This window comes from Archangium sp. Cb G35, assembly GCF_001896145.1.
Lineage (GTDB): Bacteria > Myxococcota > Myxococcia > Myxococcales > Myxococcaceae > Archangium > Archangium violaceum.
Map to the genome: position 1 here is coordinate 35,125 of NZ_MPOI01000014.1, position 15,277 is coordinate 50,401.

General features: G+C 68.7%; 9 protein-coding genes. 5 read left to right on the top strand and 4 right to left on the bottom strand.

The features are described from left to right. The first annotated feature begins 332 nt into the window (after nucleotides 1–332). The 4 genes from BO221_RS56635 (at nucleotide 333) to BO221_RS36930 (ending at nucleotide 5,438) form a co-directional block, all read left to right on the top strand. On the top strand, nucleotides 333–2,261 hold the full coding sequence (locus BO221_RS56635) for a M20/M25/M40 family metallo-hydrolase (protein WP_073565906.1): 1,929 nt from the start codon (nucleotides 333–335) through the stop codon (nucleotides 2,259–2,261). A gap of 114 nt (nucleotides 2,262–2,375) precedes the next feature. Beyond that, nucleotides 2,376–3,635, top strand: coding sequence for an FAD-dependent monooxygenase (locus BO221_RS36920; protein WP_083681966.1), 1,260 nt, complete (start codon nucleotides 2,376–2,378; stop codon nucleotides 3,633–3,635). A 168-nt stretch (nucleotides 3,636–3,803) separates the two neighbouring features. Further along, complete coding sequence (locus tag BO221_RS36925; protein WP_233166420.1) at nucleotides 3,804–4,547, top strand: hypothetical protein; 744 nt, start codon at nucleotides 3,804–3,806, stop codon at nucleotides 4,545–4,547. Between the two features lie 87 nt (nucleotides 4,548–4,634). Continuing rightward, nucleotides 4,635–5,438 (top strand): hypothetical protein, encoded by an 804-nt coding sequence (locus tag BO221_RS36930; protein WP_073565580.1) that lies wholly within the window; start codon nucleotides 4,635–4,637, stop codon nucleotides 5,436–5,438. 419 nt (nucleotides 5,439–5,857) lie between these two features. Here the strand turns inward: BO221_RS36930 and BO221_RS54245 are convergent, their stop codons facing one another. The 4 genes from BO221_RS54245 to BO221_RS36950 all read right to left on the bottom strand — a co-directional run bounded on the left by BO221_RS54245 (nucleotide 5,858) and on the right by BO221_RS36950 (nucleotide 11,962). Beyond that, a complete protein-coding gene (locus tag BO221_RS54245) occupies nucleotides 5,858–6,790 on the bottom strand; it encodes a hypothetical protein (protein ID WP_143195901.1) in 933 nt (310 codons plus the stop codon). A 232-nt stretch (nucleotides 6,791–7,022) separates the two neighbouring features. Beyond that, nucleotides 7,023–8,639: a DUF4419 domain-containing protein gene (locus BO221_RS36940; protein WP_073565581.1), complete on the bottom strand. Its 1,617-nt coding sequence runs from the start codon at nucleotides 8,637–8,639 to the stop codon at nucleotides 7,023–7,025. A 299-nt stretch (nucleotides 8,640–8,938) separates the two neighbouring features. Continuing rightward, the gene (locus BO221_RS36945) at nucleotides 8,939–10,225 is read right to left on the bottom strand and encodes an ELWxxDGT repeat protein (RefSeq protein ID WP_073565582.1); all 1,287 of its coding nucleotides are present in this window, start codon (nucleotides 10,223–10,225) and stop codon (nucleotides 8,939–8,941) included. Between the two features lie 420 nt (nucleotides 10,226–10,645). Beyond that, nucleotides 10,646–11,962 (bottom strand): sigma 54-interacting transcriptional regulator, encoded by a 1,317-nt coding sequence (locus tag BO221_RS36950; RefSeq protein ID WP_233166421.1) that lies wholly within the window; start codon nucleotides 11,960–11,962, stop codon nucleotides 10,646–10,648. A gap of 150 nt (nucleotides 11,963–12,112) precedes the next feature. On the opposite strand from BO221_RS36950, the gene BO221_RS36955 reads away from it, so the two are divergent. Further along, nucleotides 12,113–15,136, top strand: a complete 3,024-nt coding sequence (locus BO221_RS36955) for a serine/threonine-protein kinase (RefSeq protein ID WP_073565583.1) — start codon at nucleotides 12,113–12,115, stop codon at nucleotides 15,134–15,136. Nucleotides 15,137–15,277 lie beyond the last annotated feature (141 nt).

Consider the following 15,277-nt stretch of genomic DNA (forward strand, 5'->3'; position numbering starts at 1 on the left):
CTGAAACGCGGACAGGGGGCGCCAGCACTGAATCTCCCGTCATTTCGCGCTCTTGGTCACGGTGCTGTCATGACTCGATACAGAACGCACCGGGCCCGTGGGAGAACCACGCTCCACTCCGCACGCCCAGGAGATAGGGCCTGGGTGGAGTGACGAGCCCTGCTGGAATGGCACGCTTCCTGCTGAATGCAGGACCGGCTGCGGTCACCCCACCGCGCGCTGAATCAGCCGTGAAGTCCGGACGCCCGGGAGCCGCATGCATGGCCCCGGGCGTCTTCGTTCGAGTCGAGCTTTCACGAGGAAGTACCCGCGTCGAGGAGAAGCGTATGGGAATGAGGACATCTGGTTCGGTTGCGGTATGGCTCGCGTTGGCCGCGCCCGCGTTCGCCGAGGCCCCCCCGAAGGAGAAGGAGGTGTGGATTACCATTGGAACGGACGCGCTGGGGCCCGCGCGGGCCTCGTTCAAGGAGAAGGGCCTGGCGCTGCCTGCTCCGGCGCTCGAGAAGGGCGGCGTGGCGGTGCTGCGCGTGCCCGAGTCGCACCTGGTGAAGCTGTCCGAGGCGATGCACGCCAAACTCAACCGGTGCGCGGGCTTCCTCGCCCATGACACGGAGGCGCAGGCGCGCGCGGCCGTGGAGGCCAGCAGCGCCCCGCAGTCCCTGGCGTCGCTGACGGCCTACACGCTCAACAACGCCCCGTCGGTGAACGCGATGCTGGGCGGGGTGCAGGAGCTCAACATCCGCAACACCATCAATACGCTGTCCACCAACTGGACGTCGCGCCGCTACAACTTGCAGTCGGGCACCGACGCGGCCACGTGGCTGAAGAACGAGTGGACCACCCTCGCCAATGGGCGCACCGACGTCTCGGTGGCGTTCTTCACGCACTCCAGCACCGTCTCGCCGCAGCCGTCCGTCGTCGCCACCATCACTGGCACCACGCACCCCAACGAGGTGGTGGTGCTCGGCGGCCACCTGGACTCCATCAACACGGGTGGCTCCTCCCTCGCGGCGCCGGGCGCGGATGACGATGCCTCGGGCGTGGCCTCCATCACCGAGGCCTTCCGGGTGGCCATGGCCACGGGCTACCAGCCGGCGCGCACGGTGAAGTTCATGGCCTATGCCGCCGAGGAGGTGGGCCTGAAGGGCTCGGGGGACATCGCCAACTGGCACAAGAACAACCAGGTGAACGTGGTGGGCGTGCTGCAGCTGGACATGACGAACTACAAGGGCTCCAGCTACGACTTCGCGATGGTGACGGACAACACCAACGCGGCGCAGAACACCTTCGTCACCAACCTCATCTCCACGTACCAGCCGGGGATGACGTACACCAACATCACGTGCGGCTATGGCTGCTCGGACCACGCCTCGTGGACCAGCGCGGGCTTCCCGGCCTCGATGCCCTTCGAGGCAACGATGAACACGTCCAACCCGCAGATCCACTCCACGGGCGACACGCTGACCGCCATGGGCGGCACGGCGAGCAACTCGGTGAAGTTCTCCAAGCTGGCGGTGTCCTTCATGGCCGAGCGGGCCAAGGGCGCCACCACCGGCAACACCCCGCCGCCGGTGGACGATAGCGGTCCCCCGCCGCCCCCGCCCTGCACGCCGGTGACGCTCGCCAACGGCGTGACGGTGTCCAACATCTCCGTGGCCGCGGGCACGTGGAGCTGCGCCTTCACCCTGGTGGTGCCCTCGGGCGCCAGCAACCTGACGTTCGACCTGAGCGGCGGCACGGGTGACGCCGACATGTTCGTGAAGTTCGGCTCCGAGCCGACCAGCTCCCTCTATGACTGCCGTCCGTACAAGTCCGGCAATGTGGAGACCTGCACCTTCGCCACCCCGAGCGCCGGCACGTACTACGTGAAGCTCAACGGCTACTCGGCGGCCTCGGGCATGTCGCTCAAGGGCGCGTACAGCACCGGTGGTGGCGGCGGCGGTGGTGGCACGCTGAGCAACGGGGTGGAGTCGGCACCGTACTCGGGCGCCAAGGGCGCGTGGACCTGCAATACGCTGTCCGTGCCGGCGGGGAGGACGAGCCTCGTTTTCAACCAGACGGGCAAGAGCGGCACCACGGGCGACGCGGACCTGTACGTGAAGTTCGGCTCCGCTCCGACGACCAGCTCCTACAACTGCCGTCCGTACCTCGGCGGCAGCACCGAGAGCTGCACCCTCAGCAACCCGAGCGCTGGGACGTGGTACGCGTGCTCGTACGGCTACAGCGCGTACACCAACGTGACGATGAAGGGCACCTACTGAGCCACCCCGGGTAGGTTCTGTCAGGGGCGGTCTCGAGCCGAGCGCTCGAGGCCGCCGCCGGTTTGCCGCCGCCAACCCCAATCCAAGCCGATTTCCGCCCCAGACCGCGCTCTGGTGACAGACACCACCGCTCTTTACCGTCTGGGCATCATGACGAACTCAACGGCACTTCGTCGCCGCGTTCTGGTGGTGGGACTCGGCATCAGCGGTATCGCCACGGCCATCCGGCTTCACAAGCTCGGCTGGGAGCCCGTGCTCATCGAACGGGCACCCGAGCGCCGCAAGGGCGGTTACTTCATCGCGCTGTTCGGTACCGGCAAGGCCTCCGCCGAGCGGTTCGGCGTGATGGAGACCCTGGTCGATCGAAGTTCCCCGAGGATGGAGACCTACGAAATCGACCGGGCCGGCCGCCGGCACAAGGGCATGAACTTCGTGGACGCTCCCGGCGCGCCTCGCCCGATGCTGCGCGGCGACATGGAGCATTGCTTGTTCTCCGCGTTGCCGCGGGATGTGGAGGTCCGCTTCGCGACGGTCCCCACCCGGATAGAGCAGGACGAGCGTGGGGTCGACGTCACGATGACCCACACGAAGAGCGGCATGGCCACGACCGAACGCTTCGACCTCGTGGTGGGCGCGGATGGCATGCGCTCGACGGTCCGCCGGCTCGTCTTTGGTCCGCACGAGGACTTCCTGCACCCGCTGAACTACATGATTGCCGCCTGCGTCCTGCGCGACCCCGTGCCGGGCTACGCCACGCACGAAGGCCTGGTCCTGGCCGAGGCGGGAAGGTCGGCGTGGGTCTTTCCCTTCGCGAATCACAACCCCACCTTGCTCCTCTCCTACCGCGTCGAGGACGTGGCCGCGCAGTTCCGCGGCCGTCCCATCGAATCACTGCGCGAGGCGTACGGACCGGAAGAGGCGGGGCCGGTGCTGAGCCATCTGCTCGATGAGTTCGAGACCGCGGACGAATACCTGTTCGACTCGACCAACCATGTCCGCATGCCGAGCTGGCACAAGGGGCGGGTGGTGCTGGTGGGCGATTCCGCGTGGTGCTTGACCCTGTATTCAGGGATGGGGGCGTCGACCGGTCTGGCCGGAGGTGAGCTCCTGGGCAACATGCTGGAGACGTATCCAGACGACATGGAACGTGCGCTGACCCGGTGGGAGGAGAAGCTGCGCCCCTTCATCGAGGACACGCAGCGCGACTCGCTGAAAGCGAGAGCGCTCTTCACTCCGGCCAACGAGGCGCAGCGAATCATTCGTGGGGCGACCATCCGCCTCATGGGCAATCGCCTGACAGGCCCTATCGTGAAGAAGGTGATGCGCGACAGGGACCTCAAAGCGAAGATGGTCGATATCGTCGCGCAGTCGTGACGCGCGCGCGGCTGGAGCCGCAGGGGACAGGCCTGATGGGTGAATTGGATCGAGGCGGCGATGGACCTCTTGTGCGCCACCAGGAGAGGTCCACGGCCCTCATCGATGTGTCAGCCCCTCATGGTTGCCTCCCTGGCCTCACTCCGCACTGGGAGGAGCATGTCGGCAATGAAAAGCAGCGGAAGCAGGACGAGGAGCACCTGGGGGCTGGCGGGTTTTCTCCTGGTGCTCGTGGCGGCCCTTGGTGCCCAGGCGCAGCCGCCCTCCTCCAAGCTCCCTGGCCGTAAGCCGGACTCCAAGGAACCCTGGGACGCTTTCCTTGGCAAGGCCGCACATTACGCCATTGGCAGGGAATACAGCGTGCAGCACCCCTCCAGCGTCGTCTTCCTCGACAACGTCAACCTCTACAGCATTGTGAAGAGGGGCAAATTGGGGGACCCGGAGCGCCTTTCGGAGTTCGTGAGGCTCTTGCGTCCGGACATCACCGATACCCGTCTCCTCGTGCTGTTCGAGCTCAAGCCGGACGATGAGGAGTCGCGCAGCGAAGGGAGAGAGCAGGTGGGGCGCTACCTGGCGGCCCTGAATGAGGCTGTCGACCCTGGCAAGCAACTCGTGGGAGGCACCGGCTTCGAGGGGACACTCTTCCTCGAATTCGAGAACGGGGGAGCACTCTGGAAGTTGTCCTGGCGCACGCCAGAGCCGGGCGTGACGCTGTACCGCTGGAGCTACCGGCGCAAGAAGCCCGGTGCCTCCTGGAAGGAGCGGGCGGCGCAGAGGGAAGAGGAGTTGCCCAGGGAAGAGGCAGAGCAGCGCGGTGAATTGGCCGAGCAGGCACTCCGGGCTGCCTATGAAGGAGGCGAACGCCCCAAGGGCTTCCAGGGCCAGGTCTACCTGCCCGTGGACTGCCACTGAGCGGGCGGGAGGCCTCTGCGCTCCTGGCGCGCGCGAAGTGCCTGTCGCTTGTGGCGCATCTGACCGCTGTGGTAGGGCCGCAAGGCCATGAACACTGAACACTCCCAGGTGCTTGAGTTTCCGGCGTGGCTCTACGGCACCAAAGCCGCCATCCTCCGCAAGGTGAGGGCAGAGGGCCACTGGTGGGCTCGGGAGTATCTCGAGACCGGCGCCTTTCCCCAGCCCCGGCAGATGCGCCAGGTGTCACCCGGCGAAGTACTGGTGATGCACTCGGTGGCCGACTTCGACACGGGCGACCCCCGCTGGCGGATGCACATGTTCATCGAGGTCTTCATGGGCTTGGATGAGTGCGTCCCGAAGGAGGAGCGCCCGCGCATGAGTGACGCCTTTGAGTCCTTCTGCCTGAGCACCCCTTGGGGGGCTCTCGATCATGCAGTGTCTCCGCCCTCGCCGCAGAGCGCTGAACGCATGGCGAACCGGCTCGCCGCCTTGCTCCGCTTCTGGGAGGTTCTCCAGGGCCTTCGCTACGCGTTCTGGTCGTTCGATCAGAAGTACACGCTGGAAGAGCTCATGGATGACATCTACCGCAGGACCCTGGAGGCCTGGTGCCCCGGAGGCCCTGCCCCTGTGCGCGAGCACCTGGCCCTGACGGTGGAGCGCATGTCTCGCGCCACCCGGGAGGATTGCCTGGAGGCCGTGCTCCGGGTGATTCCTGGAATGGTCGAGGTGGACACCGATCTCAAACACCGCGAGGTGCTCGGCGACCCGGGCTTCTTGCGTGAGCGCCTCTCCGTGCTTCCCCTGAAGAAGTTCGAGGAGATCTCCAGCGCCTACAAATATGCGGTGTCTACGCAGTTGTCGGACTGGGACAGGGAGTTGGGGCGGCATTAGACAGGAGAGGGCGCGGCTCGGAGCGGCGCCGCTCAAGGCCCATGAGGGGGACATCCACCTCGTCCCCCGGGTATGGAGCACCAGCCTCTCGAGATGGAATACCTGCGGGCCAACCTCTCCAAGAAGGTGGGACGGCTGGTGGACTGGAGAGGGGCTTCTGGGAGCGACGCTACTCAGCGGAGCCGGAGCTGGACGACACGGCGCTGGTGGGGTGGTTGCGCTACGTGCTGGCCCATGGAGTGAAGGAGGGCCTGGTGGAGAGGAGTGCCGCCGCTGCGTTCCTGGAGCCCTCCAGGACCCTTGACTCGCGCCGTGGCTGCCGCTCCGCTGGTGCTGCTCACCCGGCCCGAGTTGTTGGCGCATGCGGCAGTGCCGGTGCATCCGCCGTCGCGCCTATCCGCACTTCAAGCACTTGCATGTCAAGTGGAGCCCATAAAGGCTTGAGCGGAGGACCGAACTTCGCCATTGCCGTCCTGCTCCAACCGAAGCAGCACGTGCCTTAGGGTAGCTCGCCCGTTGGCCAGCCAATCACCAATCGCGTGGGCGCGCCGGTCCTCGACACTGCTTGGAGCCATCCTCACCTGCCAAGTCTTCATGCCCAAAAAGGCAGGAAGGAATCCGCTCATCTGGCAATAGGCGCCTGCGACGAGGTCTGGCACTGCTGCGACATCCTCTGACCAGTAAGGTGCCATCGGTGATTCCGTCGTACCAAACCAATGGTCGGCAGGCTTTCTCCAACCTGTCAGGCCAAATGTAAGATACGTCGCCAAGCGCGCGAACTGCTCCCGCTTGTCGTGGGTGTCCAGTGCTTCGTCGTGATCACTTATCCAGTTCGACACCTGATCCTCTCGGCGCAATCCGGACAAGATCAGAGCAACGAAGCTTGCGAGCCGAAACATCTTCTCCACCGTGCCACGATTAGCATGAGCGGAGAAGCAATCCGGAAAGGCGTCGACCGTTGCGTCCGGGCCACCGGCCATAAAACTTCCCACCCGCCGGTCAATTAGGATGGTGATGAGATTTCCGCTTAGGTTGCCTACCGTTTCGAGAAAGGCTGGCAATGCCCGCCAGCGGACGGGTTCGTTGAGCTTTTTAAATGAAATGCGGCGGCTATCGGGGAGCCAGCGTTGGCGGAAGGCTCGCAGCGAGGGCAGCCACGCATCCAAGGCCTGATCGGTCGTGACCAGAAACGAATAGGCTTCGTGGCTCGCCTCTTTATGTTGGCCGGAGTAATCACTGGCGACGATCATGGCCCCGTCTGTGACAGGGACCAGCAAGTTCCCATATTTTTCTTCCACGATATGAAGCGAGTCACTCAGGTTAAACAAATAGCCCGCTCGCGTGTCTGTCAAGGGATGCCAAACGCTCATTTCGAAGACTTGTGGGATGGATGGGCCCTGTTAAGAGCCGGTTTCGGTATGAGGGTCACTGCGCTTTCCCGCTCGCTGAGACTGGGTCAGGACTCCTTCTCTTCCTCGGGGAACAACTCACGTAGCGGCACCTTGTAGGCCAGGGACACGGCTACCAGGGGGGCCACTCGAATTCTCTGACACCCTTTCTGGACACCCTTTCTGGGAATGGCTGTTACTTCTTCTTCCGGGGCTCGGGACGCGAAGGGGGAGGCATGTCCTCCCAGGGTGCCATCTCTTGCGCGAGCATCCCGAGCACCGGAAGCTCCGTGGATCCTTGCGTATCGAGGGCCCGGGCGAGCAACGCCACGAGGGAGTAGCCCACCACGGGAATCTCTTCCACCCGCTCGCGGGAACGGAGTGGAGGGAGGGAGGGCAGGAAGGCGTCGGGCCCGCCGTAGTCCTCGAGCTCCTTGTCCGTGAGCGGCGGCCGCGGCTCCAGTTGGTCGGCGTGCAATCTCACGATCACCTGTGGGTTGCGTCCCGAACTCGTGCGCAGCGCGAGCACCGTCCCATCGGGCAGATCCACCAGCCGACGCACGTCGGTGGTGCTCCACGTCAGGAGGATTTCGATCTCCTCTTGCTGCTGGAGTGGCAGGAGGCGCCACGGACGCGTCTTCGGGAACAGGGTGGCCTGGTGGAGCCTATCCTGGAGGGCGAGCAGCTCCGCGAACCCCTGCGCATCCCCTCTGCTGGTCGCGCGAGTGGCCTCGTGCTCCGCGAGGATGCGCTCGACGAGCTGCTCCACCGAGACGCCGCCACACCGCACGAGGACTCCCGCCCGTGGCACGAGCGCACCGCCACCATCGACTTCCACCGCCATCACTCCGGCTTCGAGGGACCAGAGCTCGCGCGTTCCCTCTCGTTCCATGACGGCCTCGAGGGGGACCCGCGAGAGCAGCGCGGGCACGTCTTTCAGCTTCAAGCCGGAGCTATGATGGAAGCGTGCGTAGCCCTCCCGCTTCGCCTCGGCCGCCAGGAGCTCGGCGTGGGGTACGGCGAGCATGGGGTTGCGCCGCTCGAAGCGGCCCTCGCTCCCGACATAGGGAAAGAGCCGGGCGATCCACCCCAGGAACCGATCCCACCCATAGGCCTGCTGGGGCTTGTAGATCTCCCGCCAGAAGCCGACGTCCGGCCGTCCCTCCGAGGCCCGGACCAGCTCATCGGCGATGGGGACGAGCGACGCCGTCCACCACGAAAGGTCAAGCTCCGCGATGACATCGATCCGGCGGCGGATGGAGCGCCAGTCCTCGGGCGACCCGAGCAGCGTGACGCGTGGAATGCCGCAGATGCAGGACACGAAGTAGTCGAAGTAGGGGGAGAACGTGTCCATCAGCACCACGTCTCCGGCCATGCGCTCGATGTCGGTGCTGGTGGAGAAGTCGCATGAGAGCAGCCGGGGGAGACCAGGGCCGACCTCCTCGCGCAGTTGCTCCCGAAAGGCGGAGAGGACGTCCTGGATGCTCATCCCGTCGTCCATCCGGACGCTCAGCCGGCGCTGTCCTTCGTGCCGGACAAGCCGGGAGCGGAGTGCTTCCGCGTTCAACCGGACGTGCTGCGCGACCCCTTGCATCAGGGTGAGCCAGATGATGTCCGGCGAGAGCACCAACGGGCGGTGCTCGGCGAATGCGCGGTGCACCGCCGCGAGCAAGGGATGGGCCCCTTCGGGGTCCAGCACGCGAGTCCCCGCGTCCGGAGCCATCCATGACGAATCCGGCACCAGCTCACCCAAGAGCTTCATCGGCGGCGGCTCACGGGCTTCCTCGACCTCATCCACCTCGAAGGTCACCATTGGCGTATTCCCCCCACGGAGCCGGGGAATGTACTTCCACCAGAGCGCGTCGAGTACCGCGTATGCGGAGAGTGTCGAGCACCTCGCAGCGGGCTGCTGGGCGCCGCCACGGCGATGCCGACGTTGCCGTTCATCATTGGCACCGGCCCGCTGAGATCGGTGCCCGGGTTGAGGCAGATGCACGCGAATGAGATCGCGCACGAGTCGCGGCCCATGTTGGGGGGGTCTTCACCCACCATCCCGAGAGTCTGGAGGCTGGCGCAGCGGACGCCTGACGCCGGCCCCAGAGGTTCAACAGCCTACCGGTGGCAGTCGTTGTGCTCCTTGGGCGTGGCCCACAGCTCCTCGCCCCCGCGGCCGTCATCGGCGGCGAAGAAGACGTCCTCGTCGGAGCGGATGAAGCCACGAGGCGAGGACGACGCCATTCCAGGCGCGATGTCCATCAGGAGCTCCGGAGTCCCGCCGCGGTGCATCTTCCAGGGCTCCCGGCCATGCACTCCGTCATCCGCGGCGAAGAACAGCTTGCTGTTGTGCACGTTGCGCAGGTCTGTTGGCGAGGAGCTGGCGGGACCCGGGTTGAGGTCCGCGAACAGCCGCGTGCCGCTCTCGGTGCCGTTGCTGATCCACAGCTCGCGTCCGGCCACGCCATCATCCGCGCTGAAGTAGAGCCGGTTGCTCAACACCGTGAGGAACAGCAGTACCTTGTCCACCCCGGAGCCGGGCAGGACGTCCTTGACGAGCCGCGTGCCCGCTTCGGTGCCATCGGTCACCCAGAGCGCCGAGCCCACCTGGAAGTACACCTTGCCCTCGAGGGCCACCAGATCGCGGACACCGGTGACGCCGAAGCGGCGGGTGCTGAAGAGCTCCCGGAACGTCCCCGGCCTTCCCGTGGTCACGGCAATGGCCGGATCTCCCTCGTCCGAGTAGTAGATGAACAGCCGGTGCCCGACCACGAGCGTCCTCCGGATGCTGGATTCGTCTCCCAGGTCCGCCAGCTCGACCACGCGCCTCCAGTCCTCGAGCTTCACCAGCTTGACCGTCAGAGCGGCTTCGTCGAACACCTCGAAGACGAGGTCTCCATCCAGCTCGGCGAAGTCGCTGGGACCGCTGCCCTCGGGGCCGGGGTTGAAGTCGAGCAGGAGCCGGGTCCCACGAGACGTCCCATCGCTGACCCACAGCTCAGTGCCGTGCTCTTCATCGAATCCCTCGAAGACGAGCTTGCCCCGGTACTCGAACAGGTTCCGCGGGAAGAAGTCAGCGAACTCGTCCGCGAAGGTGGCCAGGCGCACCGTGCCACGCTCCGTGCCGTCGCTCTTCCACAGCTCGGAGCCCACGGCGAAGAGGACCTTGCCATTCACCTCGGTGAGCTCGCGGATGGCCGAGCTCGCGGCGCCGGGCGTGATGTCCTTGACCAGCCGCGTCCCTCCTCGCGTGCCGTCACTCTTCCACAGCTCCACGCCGTGCTCGCCATCGTCGGCCGTGAAGAAGAGTTTCCCGTTCACGTCCGTGAGGTTCGCGATGCTCGAGGGCTCCAGTCCCTCGTTGATGTCCTCGACGAGCCTCGCGCGTGGGCAGGAGCTTCGCATCCCGGCTTCGCTGGATGCTGTCTCGGGCGCGGGTGGTTGCGAATCCGGATCCGTGCCTCCGCAGTGCGTGAGGCCCAGTGCCAACACGAGTGGTACGAGTCTTCGAGACCAGACTGACACCATGATTTTCCCCCTCCTGATGCGCCGGGGCGCATGGCCCACGGCGTCTCCAAGTAGGGGAGTGCCGGACCGCTACGGCATCCTCTGCCGGGGCGCGAACAGTACGGCGCGGGAAGCACACTGGGCGGCCCTCGAAGTCAGTCTGGAGGAGGGCGGGTGTGGACGGTGCGACAAGACCCCTCCCGTCCATGCCACCGACCTGACTGGCGGAGGCTCGGCTGCCAATCCTGAACCTGGGGAGATGCGACAGGTGTCACCCGGCGAAGTGCTGGTGATGCACTCGGCTCCGGGGCTCGCTGTCTACGGAGTGACCAGGCCCCAGCGCTGCATCAGCCGGTACACTTGCGTCCGGTGCAGCCCCAGCGCGCGCGCCGCCGCGCTGACGTTGCCGCCGTGCGCGGCCAGCGTGGCCTCCAGCGTGGCGCGGTCCGGAGCCGCCGCGGTAGGGGAGGCGGCCCCAGCCTCGGTGGGGCCTTCCAGCGGCAGGCCCGCCTCCGCGTCCAGGTGCTCCGCGCGCAGGGAGCGGGTGCCGGAGGCGGTGGCCTCGCGTGCCGCGCGCCGGGCCTCGCCGAGCAGCTCGCGCACGTTGCCGGGCCAGGGGCGGAACAGGCAGGCCTCGACGAAGGTGGCGTGGAGGGCGGGTGCGGAGACGTCCCGGAGCGCATGCGCGAGCAGCCACGGCACCTCCTCCAGCCGCTCGCGCAGGGGCGGCAGGCGCACGCGGGCCTGGGCCAGCCGGTGGTAGAGGTCCGCGCGGAACTGGCCGGCGGCCACGGCAGCGCGCAAGTCCCGGTGCGTGGCCGAGCACACCCGAACGTCCACCGGCTGCGCCCGCGAAGCCCCCAGCGCCAGCACCTCGCGCGTCTCCAGCACGCGCAGCAGCTTGGCCTGGACCTCGGCTGACAGCTCCGCCACCTCGTCGAGGAAGAGGACGCCCCGGTCCGCGGCCTGCACGTAGCCCTCCGCGTCCGCCTCCGCGCCCGAGTACGCGCCGCGCCGCGAGCCGAAGAGCAGCCGCTCGGCGACGCTGGCGGGGACGGCGGCGCAGTTGATGGCGACGAAGCGCCCCCGCGCGTTGGGGCCGGACTGGTGGTAGGCGCGCGCGGCCAGCTCCTTGCCCGTGCCGCTCTCTCCGGTGATGAGCAGTGTCTCTCCGGCCAGGGCGGCCGGGGCCACCTGCTCCAGCACCGCGTGGAACGTGGGGCCCCGCACCACGTCCGGACCGCGGAAGACGTCCGCGCCGGCCAGGGGGCGCACGTCGTCCCGGAAGAGGGCCAGCGTGTTGCCCAGCCGCAGCACGCGGGGATGGGTGAAGGTGCGGCGGCCCGTCACCTGCTCGCCGTCCACGAACGTCCCGTTGCGGCTGCCCAGGTCCTCGACGTGCCAGTGCGCGCCCTCGCGGCTCACCTCCGCGTGCTGGCGGGACAGGCGCTCGTCCGGCAGCGGCAGCTCGCCCGCGCCCTCGCGCCCCAGCACCAGGCGGCCGCGGGTGAGGGGGACGGGGCGGAACAGTGGCGCGCCGCCGGAGAAGACGAAGACGAGCCCGGGCCGGGGAGGCTCCGGCGCGGCCGGCTCCCGCTGGCTGTCCTCCTGCGTCTCCAGACCCGTTCGCATCATGTGGAGGCTGGCACAGGCGGCTCGGGCCCCGCCAGTCACATGGAGGCCACCCGACCGGCCACACTCCCGGAGCGGGTGCCGGGCGGGCTGTCGCGGGACGAGACTTCCGTGTCAGCCTCCAGGGGAGGGAACTCCCTGAGGAGGGGACGCATGGACTGCCCGGACCTGGAGACATGGCGGGCCTGGAGCCTTGGCACGCTGCCGGCCCGGACGCTGCGCGAGCTCGCGTCGCATCGCGAGGGCTGCGCGCGGTGCCGGCACCTCGGCCCGGGCCCGGGCGCCGCGACGGCGGATGACGTCTCGGTGGCCACGGGGGAGGGACTCCGGCCCGTGTCGCGCCCGCTGATGCGGGGCACGAGCCTGGGGCGCTACGTCGTGCTGGAGCCGGTGGGCTCCGGCGGTATGGGCGTGGTGTACGCGGCGTATGACCCGAAGCTCGACCGCAAGGTGGCTCTCAAGCTCGTGCGCATGGACGCGGACGTGCCCGGGGCGGCCCGGCAGCAGCGGCTGCTCCAGGAGGCGCAGGCGCTCGCGCGACTCTCCCACCCGAATGTCGTCTCCGTGCACGACGCCGGCAGCTACCTCCGGGACCAGGTGTTCCTGGCCATGGAGTTCGTCGACGGCGGCACGCTGCGCGACTGGCTGAGGGACGGCCCCCGCGCCTGGCGCGACACGGTGCAGGTCTTCCTCCAGGCGGGGAGGGGGCTGGCGGCCGCGCACGCCGCGGGGATCGTCCACCGCGACTTCAAGCCCGACAACGTCCTGCTCGGCGGGGACGGCCGCGCGCGCGTCACCGACTTCGGGCTCGCGCTCCTCCCCTCCGAGGTGGAGCGCGAAGGCGCGGGCGGCACACCCGTGGTGGGCACGCGTGGCTACCAGGCGCCGGAGGTGCTGGCGGGCCGCCCCGCGGACGCTCGCGCCGACCAGTTCTCCTTCTGCGTCGCGCTGTACGAGGCGCTCCACGGGCGCAGGCCCTTCGATGACGGCTTCGACGCACCGCCGCCCGCCCCCTCCAGCGCGCGCCGCATCCCCGCCCGCGTGCGGCGGGTGCTGCGGCGCGGCCTGTCCCTGGAGCCGCGCGAGCGCTACCCCTCCCTGGACGCGCTGCTGCAGGAGTTGACGCGGGACGCGAGCGCCACGCACGCGCGCCGGCTGGGCCTCGGGGCCCTCGCGCTGGCGGTGCTCACCGGCGTGGGCCTCTTCTCCTACAAGCGCTGGCGCGAGGAGCGCCTGTGCGCCGAGTCCGCGAGCCTCGCGGGCCTGTGGGACGACGCGCGCAGGGACGCGGCGGCCCGGGCCTTCACGGCCCTCGGGCGCCCCTTCGCGCTGGAGGCCTGGAAGCGCGCCGGGCCCCTGCTGGACACCTATGCCCGGGACTGGGCCGCGCAGACCCGGGACAACTGCGAGGCCACGCGCGTGCGCGCCACGCAGCCGGAGGAGGACTACCACCTGCGCGACACCTGCCTGCAGCGGCGGCGTGACGAGTTGCGCGCGCTGGGGGAGCTGCTCGCCCAGGCGGACGATGAGGTGGCGGGCAAGGTGATGCAGGCCGTGCAGTCGCTGAGCCCCGTCACGCAGTGCGGCCCCGGCGCTGCGGGGGCCCCCGCAGCGGTGCAGGAGCCCGGGGAGTCCGCTCACACGTTGTGGGCCCAGGTGGCGCGGGCGCGGGTGCTGCGCGCCGCGGGCCGCTACACCCAGGGCATCGCCCTGGCGAAGGACGCCGCGGAGCGGGCCGCGCCGGGCTCCCCGCTCCAGGCGGAGGCCCTGCTGTGGCTCGGCGTGCTGTGGAGCGCGGGAGGCGATGCCCGGGCGGCGGAGAAGAGCCTCGACGAGGCCCTGCTCGCGGCCGCGCGCTCGCGGCAGCGGGAGCTCGAGGCGTGGGCGTGGATCCACCTCATCAACGCGGTGGGCGTGCAGCAGGGGCGCGTCGAGGACGGACAGCGCTACGCGCGCCACGCGGACGCGGTGCTCGAGTCGCTCGGAAGGCCGGCCCGGCTGGAGATGGCGCTGTCCATGTTCCTGGGCCAGCTCTCCTGGCGCGCGGGAAAGCCCGTGGAGGCGCTGCGGTTCCTGGAGCACACGCTGGCCCTGCAGGAGAAGGAGCTCGGCTCCGAGCATGTGGACCTGGCCCTCACGATGAACACGATGGCCGTTGTCCAACTCGGACAGACGCGGCTGGCCGAGGCGCGCAAGACGTCCGAGCGCGCCCTGGCGCTGCGCGAGCGGCTGCTCGGCCCGGAGCACCCGGACGTGGGGGCCTCGCTGCACGTGCTGGGCGCCACCGTCCGGCAGATGGACGAGCTGCCCACGGCGCTCGACCTCACCCAGCGGGCCCTCGGCCTGCGCGAGCGGGCCCTGGGGCCGGACCACCCGGAGGTCGCCGCCTCCGCCAACAACGCCGCCATCATCCTCACGGAGCTGGGCCGCCTGGAGGAGTCCCGTCCGCTGCTCTTGCGTACCGTCTCCATCCGCGAGCGCGTCCAGGGGCCGGAGCACCCGGAGACGGGCACCGCGCTCAACGGCCTGGGCGTGCTCGCCTTTCTCCAGCACGACAACCAGGAGGCGCTCCGCTACTTCCAGCGCTCCCTGGCCATCAAGGAGAAGTCGCTGGGCAAGGAGCACCTGAGCGTCGCCCTGGCCGTCTGCAACATCGCCATCGTGCTGCACCGCCTCGGCCGCGAACAGGAGGCCCTGGCCTGGCACCAGCGTGCGCTGGACTCGCGCCTGAAGGCCTTTGGCGAGCGGCACGACGACGTCGCGTACTCGCTCGCGGAGCGGGGGGAGGTGTACCGCGCGCTGGGCCGGCTCCCGGAGGCGTGGGACGACTATGCGCGCGCCCTGCGCATCTACCGGGCACTGGGGCGGGAGAAGGTCTCCACCATGGCCGCGCCCCTGCGAGGCATGGCCGAGGTGCACCTGGCGCGCGGGCACGGCGCCGAGGCCGTGGCCCTCTTCGAGGAGGCCCTGAAGCTGCTGGAGTCCATTCCCGCCACGGCCCAGGACATCGCCGAGGCTCGCTTCGCCCTGGCCCGGGGGAGGTATGCCACGGGCCGCCGCGCGGAGGCGCTCGCCGGAGCCCACCAGGCCCGCGCGGAGCTCGAGTCCGTGGGCGAGTCTGGCCAGCACTCGCTCGCCCAGGTGCGCGCGTGGCTGGCCCGGCACGATCGGCGGTGAGCTGACACAGGCGTGTCGTCACGTGTCAGCCGTCGGGAATGCTCCATCCCCGCAAGTAGGCGGAATTCCATGCCTTCGGGCTTTCCTGGAATGTAGGGGCCGCTGGCACGGCGGTTGCCAGTGCGTGGGGCGAAGTCCCCC

Excerpts from the sequence above, each read along its gene's own strand:
- BO221_RS36955 (WP_073565583.1), top strand. The coding sequence starts at position 12,113 with ATGGACTGCCCGGACCTGGAGACATGGCGGGCCTGGAGCCTTGGCACG.
- BO221_RS36950 (WP_233166421.1), bottom strand. The coding sequence starts at position 11,962 with ATGATGCGAACGGGTCTGGAGACGCAGGAGGACAGCCAGCGGGAGCCG.
- BO221_RS36925 (WP_233166420.1), top strand. The coding sequence starts at position 3,804 with ATGAAAAGCAGCGGAAGCAGGACGAGGAGCACCTGGGGGCTGGCGGGT.
- BO221_RS56635 (WP_073565906.1), top strand. The coding sequence starts at position 333 with ATGAGGACATCTGGTTCGGTTGCGGTATGGCTCGCGTTGGCCGCGCCC.
- BO221_RS36940 (WP_073565581.1), bottom strand. The coding sequence starts at position 8,639 with ATGGTGACCTTCGAGGTGGATGAGGTCGAGGAAGCCCGTGAGCCGCCG.
- BO221_RS36930 (WP_073565580.1), top strand. The coding sequence starts at position 4,635 with ATGAACACTGAACACTCCCAGGTGCTTGAGTTTCCGGCGTGGCTCTAC.
- BO221_RS36945 (WP_073565582.1), bottom strand. The coding sequence starts at position 10,225 with ATGCGAAGCTCCTGCCCACGCGCGAGGCTCGTCGAGGACATCAACGAG.